At 64.1% G+C, this 9645-nt stretch carries 6 protein-coding genes; 2 read left to right on the top strand and 4 right to left on the bottom strand.

What is annotated here, in order from left to right; translation table 11 throughout:
- On the bottom strand, nt 1-244 hold a 244-nt coding region (locus A2J02_RS03070), incomplete at its 3' end, for a hypothetical protein (protein WP_156516059.1).
- Nucleotides 245-906: 662 nt separating this feature from the next.
- Between A2J02_RS03070 and A2J02_RS03065 the strand changes: the two genes are divergently transcribed.
- On the top strand, nt 907-1533 hold the full coding sequence (locus A2J02_RS03065; RefSeq protein WP_068046609.1) for a hypothetical protein: 627 nt from the start codon (nt 907-909) through the stop codon (nt 1531-1533).
- Nucleotides 1530-2723: a PrsW family intramembrane metalloprotease gene (locus A2J02_RS03060; protein ID WP_068046606.1), complete on the top strand. Its 1194-nt coding sequence runs from the start codon at nt 1530-1532 to the stop codon at nt 2721-2723. Before A2J02_RS03065 ends, A2J02_RS03060 begins: the two co-directional genes overlap by 4 nt.
- 83 nt (nt 2724-2806) lie before the next feature.
- Here the strand turns inward: A2J02_RS03060 and A2J02_RS03055 are convergent, their stop codons facing one another.
- The 3 genes from A2J02_RS03055 to lysX form a co-directional block, all read right to left on the bottom strand.
- Nucleotides 2807-5239 carry a phosphoketolase family protein gene (locus A2J02_RS03055; RefSeq protein WP_068046603.1) on the bottom strand — a complete coding sequence of 811 codons (2433 nt, stop codon included), beginning with the start codon at nt 5237-5239 and terminating at the stop codon, nt 2807-2809.
- A gap of 50 nt (nt 5240-5289) precedes the next feature.
- Nucleotides 5290-6726 (bottom strand): basic amino acid/polyamine antiporter, encoded by a 1437-nt coding sequence (locus A2J02_RS03050; RefSeq protein ID WP_068046600.1) that lies wholly within the window; start codon nt 6724-6726, stop codon nt 5290-5292.
- Between the two features lie 3 nt (nt 6727-6729).
- On the bottom strand, nt 6730-9645 hold a 2916-nt coding region (gene lysX, locus A2J02_RS03045), incomplete at its 5' end, for a bifunctional lysylphosphatidylglycerol synthetase/lysine--tRNA ligase LysX (RefSeq protein WP_197477916.1).

Below are 9645 nucleotides of genomic sequence, written 5' to 3'. Positions count from 1 at the left end.
CGTCTTTGACGTAAACCTTCCACGAACAGGAACCGGTGCAGTTGACGCCGTGGGTGGATCGAACGATTTTGTCGTGACTCCACCGGTCGCGGTAGAACACGTCGCCCGCTCGGCCACCCTCGCGAAAGACCGTACGACCGTCGTCACTCTCGTCCCATCGAGTGAAGAGCTTACCGACGTCGAGGAGAGCCTTGGCTGCATTCCCCTGAACGGAGTTCGGTCGAGCATCGATAAGTCGCGCCATACCGTTCACCGTACAAAGAACGACGGTTGCGTCTCGGGCTTTTGCGAAATTCGAGTAACACTCGATTGACCCTTGTTGTGTTACGTATTGTCACGGCAATAATGCAGTCCTGGAGCAGGACTGGACCCATCCATCCCGAAATATGGAGAGCGCGATTTCCGCATAACAATGGACGCCGTCTTCCGGTTTCGCCGTCGCAAATGTACTTTCGGTCTTTTTCGACCGGTGCTGTAGCGGATAGGCGCTTGCCTTGATAAGAAGGAAACACCGATGCAACTACGAATGGGTGCATCACACTCACGCAAACAGAGGAGTCTTCCATATGTTTTCGTCCAGCGAACTCGAAATGAACCTTCTTGCCCTGCTCACTCAGCTGTTCACGGGCAGCGCGGACAACGGAAACGCGCCCGCGTCCTGAGCCCTACCGGCGATGCCGGGTACGGCTTGGACGCTCGGTCGAGCTCGAAAAATCAATTCATCGAGACCATTACCGCTGCTTGTTCGTTCGTCGGCGGTGAGCCTGTAGGCAGTGCACAGCAGTGCACTGCCTACAGCAGTGAACAGGACGGCCGAGCGTCGGCCTGTTCATCGAACATCCTCTGGACTTCACTGACCAGAAGGTCTGTGAAAATTCGAATGCCTACGAGCGCCGAGGGGTATCCGTGACACTGATACACGCTGCGACACACAAACATCGGGTGCCACCGGAGCATCGCGTCCTCGGACTCGATCGACGCACCTTTCCGCCGGCAATCTTCGTCGTCGCGGTTTTCATCGTCATGACCTTCGTGATACCGCGTGTCGATGCAGCCATCGGCTTGGACGACCCCGTTCTCGCAGGAGAGCAAATGGCGATCACCGAGAGCATCATTTTCACTCCGGCCACCGGCTGGACCGTCGAAGAAGGTTTCCGCGTGACCGACGACGGCCTCAGACGCGGCAACGCCACCGTCTCCGATAGTGGCGTGACATTCGAAATCGCTGCAGACTCGTTCGGCGGCACACCCGACGAGCTTCTGGATCAGGTCGAGAAAGTCACTTCCCGCACCGACGACCCGACCTTCCGGGTCGACGGGAACCGCACCACCCTCACGACGTTCACCGGAGAGACCGGGGTAGCTCAGCCATACAGCAGCGTGAACGGCGACGGTGTGGTTGCAGCATTCGTACTGGACGGCACCGGTCTCGAGATCACCGCATACGGTCCTCCCTCTCAGATGACGGCAGCTAACGACAACATCCAAACCATGATCGCGAGCATCCGTACCGTAGACGGGAACAACGCATGAGCGAGACCGACACGAACACAACGACGCATGCCGTGAGCCCCGAGGCCCGGCGACGCCAAGCCGAGGCTCTCGAGGTCTCCGGTTGGGGTGAGCGCTTCGTATTCGTACAACCTCACAACCTCTCGTTCTGGGTGTACGTGCTCCTGATGGGACTCGGCGCTTTCCAGACGTGGTCCTTCTTCCAACCGACGGCCGGGTTCTACGCAGACGGATTCGTGGCAGCGGCGGTCCTCTGCGGACTGTGTGGTCTGGCGTGGTTCGCCTGGTTCCGCCACATCGACCGGTGGGAACGTCAACCGGGCAGCCTCATTGTCGCCGCGCTCCTGTGGGGTGGCGTTGCGGCTACCTTCGCATTCGCGTTACCCGCCAACAACGCGTTGCTCGGCATCTATTCCAAGTTGTTCGGGCAAGACTGGGTTGCGGACTGGGCGGCAGGGGCCGCGGCACCATTCACCGAGGAGGCTGCGAAACTCTGCGGATTCGTACTTCTCATGGGCCTTGCCCCGCGCTTGATCAGAACCGCGAACGACGGCCTGATCATCGGGGCTTTCATCGGACTCGGGTTCGCGGTCTTCGAGGACTTCCAATATGCCGCCAACTCCACCGCTGGGGCATTCGGTACCGATCCGGTCGGTCAGGCCGTGTCGATGTCGTTCACCCGTATCGCGGTCAGCTTCGCATCGCACCCACTCTTCAGTGCCCTCGTCTGCTGCGGCGTCGTCTACCTCGTAGGCACCGCAGCCCAGCCACGAAGAATCGGGCGCGGTGTCGCCTTCGTACTCGCCGGGATGTTCTTCCACTTCACCTGGGACGACGCCGCAGGGCTAGGTCAGGGTGGCATTCTGACTTTTCCGGTCATGATCGGTTCCATCGTCCTGTCGTTCACGGTGCTGGCCATCGCGTTCCGACGGGCAGCGCCGCGGGAATACCAGTTCGTCCGCGACATCCTGGCCCCCGAGGTCGAAGCGGGAACCGTAACCGACGCCGAGATCGACGGCATCCTGGAGAAGAAGGCGCGTAAGGCCTTCATCAAGTCCGCGCCGCATCACAAGTCCCGTCGAGCACGCAAGCACCTTCGACGCGCGATTCTCGACCTCGCCCACGACCTTGCCCACGACAAGGGAGCCGACACCGATGCCGTGCGACACTCTCGCTCGGAAGTCGAGCGCCTGCGCGCCAAGGCCGGCTGACCGACAGCCAAGTGAAACCGGTACCGCCCGAATGCGTTTCGGGTGGTACCGGTTTTTCGTGTCCCGGCCCTACGGCGTCCGAGTCAGAAATCAGCGCTCGTGGAAGCAGCAGCCGTGACCGACGGTGAATTGCCCTTCTCGGGCGATTGACCACGCAAGGTCCACTGCCAGTCCCGCACGGCCGGCAGGTCGTCACCGTGCTCTCGGGTCCACTGTCGTGCACGCCTTCGGGTGTCGACCATCTCCTGCCGTAGCGACGCCGCCCTCGAGCCGAGTCGTGGAGTGCGGTCGATGACGTCGATGACCAGATGGAACCGGTCCATGTCGTTCATCATGACCATGTCGAAGGGCGTGGTGGTCGTTCCCTCCTCCTTGTAGCCACGCACGTGAAGATGGGCGTTGTTGGCTCGGCGGTAGGTAAGACGATGAATCAGCCATGGGTAGCCGTGATAGGCGAAGATCACCGGCACATCCACCCCGAAGAGGCTGTCGTACTCGCGTTGCGGCATCCCGTGCGGATGCTCGGTCTCGTCCTGCAGCCGCATCAGATCCACCACGTTCACGAACCGCACTTTCAGGTCCGGCAGACCCTCCCGCAGGATGCTGACAGCGGCGAGCGCCTCGAGGGTGGGGACATCGCCGGCGGCAGCGATCACCACGTCCGGATGTCCCTCGTCGTTGGAAGCCCACTCCCAGATCCCGGCTCCCCGAGCGCAGTGGAGATCGGCCTCGTCCGCGGTGAGCCAGTCGAACGACGGCTGCTTGCCCGACACGACGACGTTGACGTAGTGCCGACTTTCCAGGCAGTGCTGCATGGTGGACAGCAACGTGTTCGCGTCCGGCGGCAGGTAGACCCGCACGACCTCCGCTCGCTTGTTGACCACATGGTCGATGAAGCCGGGATCCTGGTGCGAGAATCCGTTGTGGTCCTGACGCCACACGTGTGAGCTCAGCAGATAGTTCAAGCTGGGCACCCGCGGTCGCCACGGGATGTCGCGGGTGGTCTTGAGCCACTTCGCGTGCTGGTTGAACATCGAGTCGACGAGGTGGATGAACGCCTCGTAGCAGCTGAAGAGCCCGTGCCGTCCGGTCAGTGTGTAGCCCTCGACCCACCCCTGGCAGGTGTGCTCCGACAGTATCTCCACCACGCGCCCCGATCGGGCCAGGTGTTCGTCGGTGTCCACGATGGTGCCGGCGAAGACCTTGTCGGTGACCTCGTACACCGGGTTGAGCCGGTTCGATGCAGTCTCGTCCGGGCCGAAGATCCTGAAGTTCGTGGGGTTGTCCCGCACCACGTCGATCAGGTATTCGCCCAGGACCCGCGTCGGCTCGTGGATCGACCCTCCAGGTTCGCTGACCTCGACGGCTCGGTCACGGAAATCCGGCAACCGAAGGGGGCGGGTCAGCAGGCCTCCGTTGGCTTGCGGGTTGGCGCTCATCCGACGGTCCCCCACCGGGGCGAGCGCCCGCACCGACTCGATCAACACCCCGTCTGTCCCGAACAACTCCTCGGCGCGGTACGACCGCATCCACTGCTCGAGCTGAGCGCGATGCTCGTCGTTCTCGCGGGTCGCCGCCAGTGGGACCTGATGGGCCCGCCACGTACCTTCCACCGGCAGCCCGTCGACGACCTTCGGACCGGTCCACCCCTTGGGGGTGACCATCAGAATCATCGGACCCGGACGCCGTTCGAGGTCGCCGTCCACCCGCGCTGCACGCTGATTCTCCGTGATCAGATCGTGAGCCCTGTCCATGGCCTCGGCCATCTGCTGGTGCACCTGCGCCGGGTCGTCGCCCTCGACGGTGATCACCTCGTGGCCGTAGCCCCGCAACAGGCTCTCCAGCTCCTCGCGGTGAATGCGCGCCGGAACGGTCGGGTTGGCGATCTTGTAGCCGTTCAGATGCAGGATCGGCAGCACCGCCCCGTCGTGGACCGGATCGAGGAACTTGTTGCTGTGCCACGACGCGGCCAACGGCCCGGTCTCGAACTCTCCGTCACCGACCACCGCGACGACAACGAGGTCGGGGTTGTCCATCGCCGCACCGTAGGCGTGGGAGAGCACGTACCCGAGTTCACCGCCCTCGTGGATCGAGCCCGGCGTCTCCGGTGCCACGTGACTGGGGATCCCGCCGGGAAAAGAGAACTGCCGGAATAGCTTTCGTAGGCCCTCGGTACCCTCCCCTATGTGCGGATAGACCTCGCTGTACGTGCCCTCCAGGTACGCGTTGGCCACCAGAGCCGGCCCGCCATGCCCGGGTCCGGCCAAGAAGATGGCATCGACGTCACGGTTGCGAATGAGTCGATTCATATGTGCGTACACAAGATTCAGCCCCGGACTGGTTCCCCAATGACCGAGAAGACGCGGCTTGACGTCCTCCGGAACGAGCTCACGCTCGAGCATCGGGTTGTCCAGGAGGTAGATCTGTCCGACCGACAGGTAGTTCGCTGCCCGCCACCACCGATCGATAGCGGTCAGCTCCGCTTGGTCGAGCGCTACTGTGCTGTCAGAGACCATGGTCGCTCCTCGATTCTTCGTGTTCGTCGAACATTGCACTCTTCCTGTCGTCAGACCGTGATGTTGCCCGTGCCGAGCAGCGCGAGCGCGAGAATCGCTGCCCCCGTAAGCAATCCGCATACGACGCGTTCCGGGCCGGTGAACACCCGACCCGAATGCTCGCGCCGAGCCACGACGTAGAGCAGCGTCCCCGGGGCGTACACCAGGCAGCCGAGCAGCACGTACTCCACGCCTGCCGCGTACAGCAGGAAGACGGAGTACAGGACCGCCAGGATCCCGATGACAAGTTGACGGCGTCGCTCGGTGTCATCGCTCGGACCGTAGGTCTCGCGAGTGAGAGTCAGCTTCACCGCGTACGCCGCCGCCAGCAGGTAGGGAATCAACGTCAGGGCCGTGTCCAGCTTGAGCATGAAGTCCAACGCGTCACCGACGACCAGAACGAGCAGCAGGAAGATCTGCACGCTGATGTTCGTGAGCACCAGGGCTGCCACCGGTGTTCCACCGGCGTTCTCTCGGGCGAGCCGTTTGGGCAGGATCCCGGTTCTGGCGGGCATGAACATGACCTCCGCGTTGAGTAGTGTCCACGCGAGGTACGCGCCCAACACGGAGATCACGACCCCGAGATCGATCAGCGTCCCGCCCCAGGGCCCGACGACCTCTTCGAGTACGACGCCCATCGACGGGGCCGCGGCGTCGGCCAGGTCCGTGCGGGGAAGCACGCCGTACGACACCGTCGTCACCGAGCCGAAGAGGGCGAGCGTACTGAGCAGGCCCACCAGGGTTGCACGGCCGATATCGGCGCGCTTCTGGGCGATCCGTGAATACACGCTCGCCCCCTCGATGCCGAGAAAGACGAAGGTGGTCAGGAGCATGGTGTCGGTGACCTGCGTGAACAGACTCTCCCCCGTGTCACGGCCCCAGAAGTTCTGGGCGAACACGCTGGGGTCGAAGGCCACCGCGCAGATCACGACGAAGACGGCGATCGGCAGCAGCTTGGCCGCTGTCACGATTCTGTTGATGATCGCCGCCTGACGGATCCCCCGGACGATGAGCAGGTGAACGACCCAGATGATCACTGACGCGCAGATCACCGCGAGCACCGTGTTTCCGGCTCCGAGACCAGGGAGGAAAGCTCCGATGCTCGCCATGGCGAACGTCAGGAAGAACACGTTTCCGACGATGTTGCTGGCCCAGTATCCCCACGCAGCGTTGAAGCCTGCATAGTTCCCGAAACCCTCTTGGGCGTAGACGTAGATTCCGCTGTCGAGGTCCGGTTTCCGCAGGGCGAGCGACTGGAACACCAATCCGAGCATGAGCATTCCGGATCCGGCGATGGCCCACGCGATGAGGGACCCGACCACACCGGTCGCGGAGCCGAAACCACCCGGGAGGGTGAAGATCCCGCCACCGACCATCGATCCGACGACCATCGCGGTCAACGTGGTCACGTTGACCTTGCGGTCCGCCTGTTCCGCCGTACCCGTCATGGGTCAGTGCTGCTGGCGAACGATGGGGAACAGGATTGTGTCACGGATGCTGAGGCCGGTGAGGTTCATGACGAGTCTGTCGACGCCGAGCCCCATTCCGCCGGTCGGCGGCATGCCGTACTCGAGCGCCTCCAGGAAATCCTCGTCCACCTGCATCGCCTCTGCGTCCCCCGCCGCGGCCAGCAACGACTGGGTGACGAGACGCTCGCGCTGGTCGACCGGGTCCACCAATTCGGAGTACGCGGTGCCCTGCTCGGCACCGAAGATCACCAGGTCCCACTTCTCGGCGAGCCGTCCATCGCCGCGATGCGGCCTGGTGAGCGGAGCGTTCTCTTTCGGGAAGTCCGTGTAGAACACGGGCGTCGTCGTCTGCCCCTCGCACAGCTCCTCGTAGATACCTTCGAGCGCCGCTCCCCACGTCGGGTCCTCGACCAGCTCTGCACCGACCTTCTCTGCGTGTCGCAGAAGCTCCGCTTTCGGGGTATCGGCCGTGATCTCCTCACCGAGCGCCTCGGACACGGCCTGGCACATCGTCTTGACCGGCCAGTTACCGGAGAGGTCGTACTCGACGATCTTGCCGTCGCGGTCCGCACGCCGAGCGATCGGCTCACCGTGGACGGCGATCGCAGCCTCTTGAATCAGCTGCTGCGTCAGCATGCGCATGGTGTTGTAATCGCCGTAGGTCTCGTAGACCTCCAGGGACGTGAACTCGGGGTTGTGCTTGAAGTCCGCTCCTTCGTTGCGGAATTGCCGACCCACCTCGAAGACCTTCTCCATCCCTCCGACCAGCAGGCGCTTGAGGTGTAGCTCCGTGGCGATACGCAGATAGAGATCCATGTCGTAGGCATTGATGTGCGTCTCGAAAGGACGTGCGTTCGCTCCACCGTGCACGGTCTGCAGAATGGGCGTCTCGACCTCGGTGAATCCTCGGCTCTGCAGTGAGTCCCGGATACTGCGCACCACGGTCGCGCGCTGGTAGGCCACGGTTCGGGCCTCCGGTCGAACGATCAGATCCACGTACCGCATGCGAATCCTGGCCTCGGGGTCGATGAGGCCCTTGTGCTTGTCGGGAAGTGGGCGCAGAGACTTGCTGGTCATCATGACCGAGGTCGCCCGCACGCTCAGCTCTCCCTTGTGGGTGGTCACCACCTCACCCGTGATCCCGACCTGGTCGCCGAGGTCCACGGAATGTTCCCAGAAGTGCAGGTCGCTCTCCCCCAGGTGCTGAACGTCGACCATGACCTGCAGGTCGCCGCTGCCGTCACGCAGGGTGGCGAACGCGACGCTGCCCATGTCGCGCTTGAGTACGACCCGTCCGACCACGGAGACGACCGTGCCGGTCTCGGTGTCGGCAGGCAGGTCGCCCGCCTCTTTCCTGACCTGCGCCAGCGTGTGAGTCCGTGGCGCAGTGGCCGGATAGGGGTCGACACCCTCCTCGCGGAGTCGGTCGAGCTTGAGCCGTCGCACCCGCATCTGATCCGGCAGACGGTCGATCGACAAGGCCTCGCCGACCACGTCCCGCGCCGGGGGAATCAGCGCCCGGACCTGCTCGGCGTACTCCTCGTGTCCGGTGGCGAGACCGTCGTCGCCGCGGCCTCGGCGTCGCAACAGGTTGATCGAGGGAACCGTCAGGAAGCCCTCGGCGCTACCGGCGGCCGTGCCCACTCGTGGCAGGTCGGAGGCGTACTCGTAGCCCATGTAGCGCGGCTGCCAGTCCGGTAGATACTTGGCATTCGATCGGTACAACGACTCGAGCTGCCATGTCTTGCTCGCGAGCAGGAGGCCCTGCCGCCAGACCCGAGCGACCGGCCCTGCCCCGACCTGAGCACCACGCTCGAACGCTTCGCGGAACATCGCGAAGTTGAGCGAGACCGGGCCGACGCCGATGCGCGAGGCCTGCGCCGCGAGGGCGCCGACGAGGAACTCGACGAGTCCGTTGTCGGCCGTGGGGTCTCGACGCATCAGGTCCAGAGACAGACCGGTCCTGCCCCAGGGGACGAAGCTCAGGAACCCTCGCAGCCGTCCGGTCTCGTCTGTCGCTCGGACCAGGACGCAGTCGCCGTCGAGCGGATCCGCAAGCCGGCCCAATGCCATCGAGAAGCCACGCTCGTCGCCACCGTCTCCGCGCCAGTGCTCTGCCGCGTCCGCGAGCGCCGCGAAGTCGTCGGCGCTGAGCGCCGAGTGCCGCAGAACTGTGGCGGTGTACCCACGCCGTTGGAGTCGATCGACCGACCGGCGGACCTCCTTCATCCCTGGGGCGTTCAACGAGAACGTCGCCATGTCCACGATCGCCTCGTCGCCGATATCGAGCATCGTCAGGCCTGCATCGGCGTAGGCCTGAGCCCCGCTGTGGCCGGCTCCCATCACCGCGAGGGACAGGCCCTGTTCACGGGACCAACGTCGCCAGGCCTCGATGGCCCCGGGCCAGTACTCTCTGTCGCCCACCGGATTGCCGCTCGCCAGACATACCGAACCGATCGCACGGTAGGAAATCCCGGCGTGCGCCGTTCCGGCGTCGCCGGAGTCCCATACGACACCCTTGTCGCGACGCGTCGCGAAGTAGCCGAGCGAGTCCTCGTCGCCGTGGTCCCGCAGCATTCCACGCACGATGGCTTCGTCGATCGCCTCGGGCGTCGTGATCTTGCGCGGTGCACCGAAGAAAATCCCTGCGGCACCGATGACCACGACGGCCCCGACGAATCCCACGATGGCGCGTACCCAAATGGGCGCGCTGACGCCCGAGACGAGCTCCCCTCCAGAACGCCCGACATCGGCGAACATCGTCGACAGGACGTACGTCGCGGCACTGCCGACGCCGTCGGCAGTGCCGAACGCACGCACCAATACCGAGCCGAGCAGCAGCATCACGACGCCACCGCCGAGGAAGACCGCAAGGGCACGGCGCAGGCTCCCCGGCAC

Origin of the sequence: Rhodococcus sp. EPR-147 (assembly GCF_001647185.1) — a bacterium.
Classification (GTDB): domain Bacteria; phylum Actinomycetota; class Actinomycetes; order Mycobacteriales; family Mycobacteriaceae; genus Rhodococcoides.
This window is presented reverse-complemented; position numbering and strand designations above follow the sequence as displayed.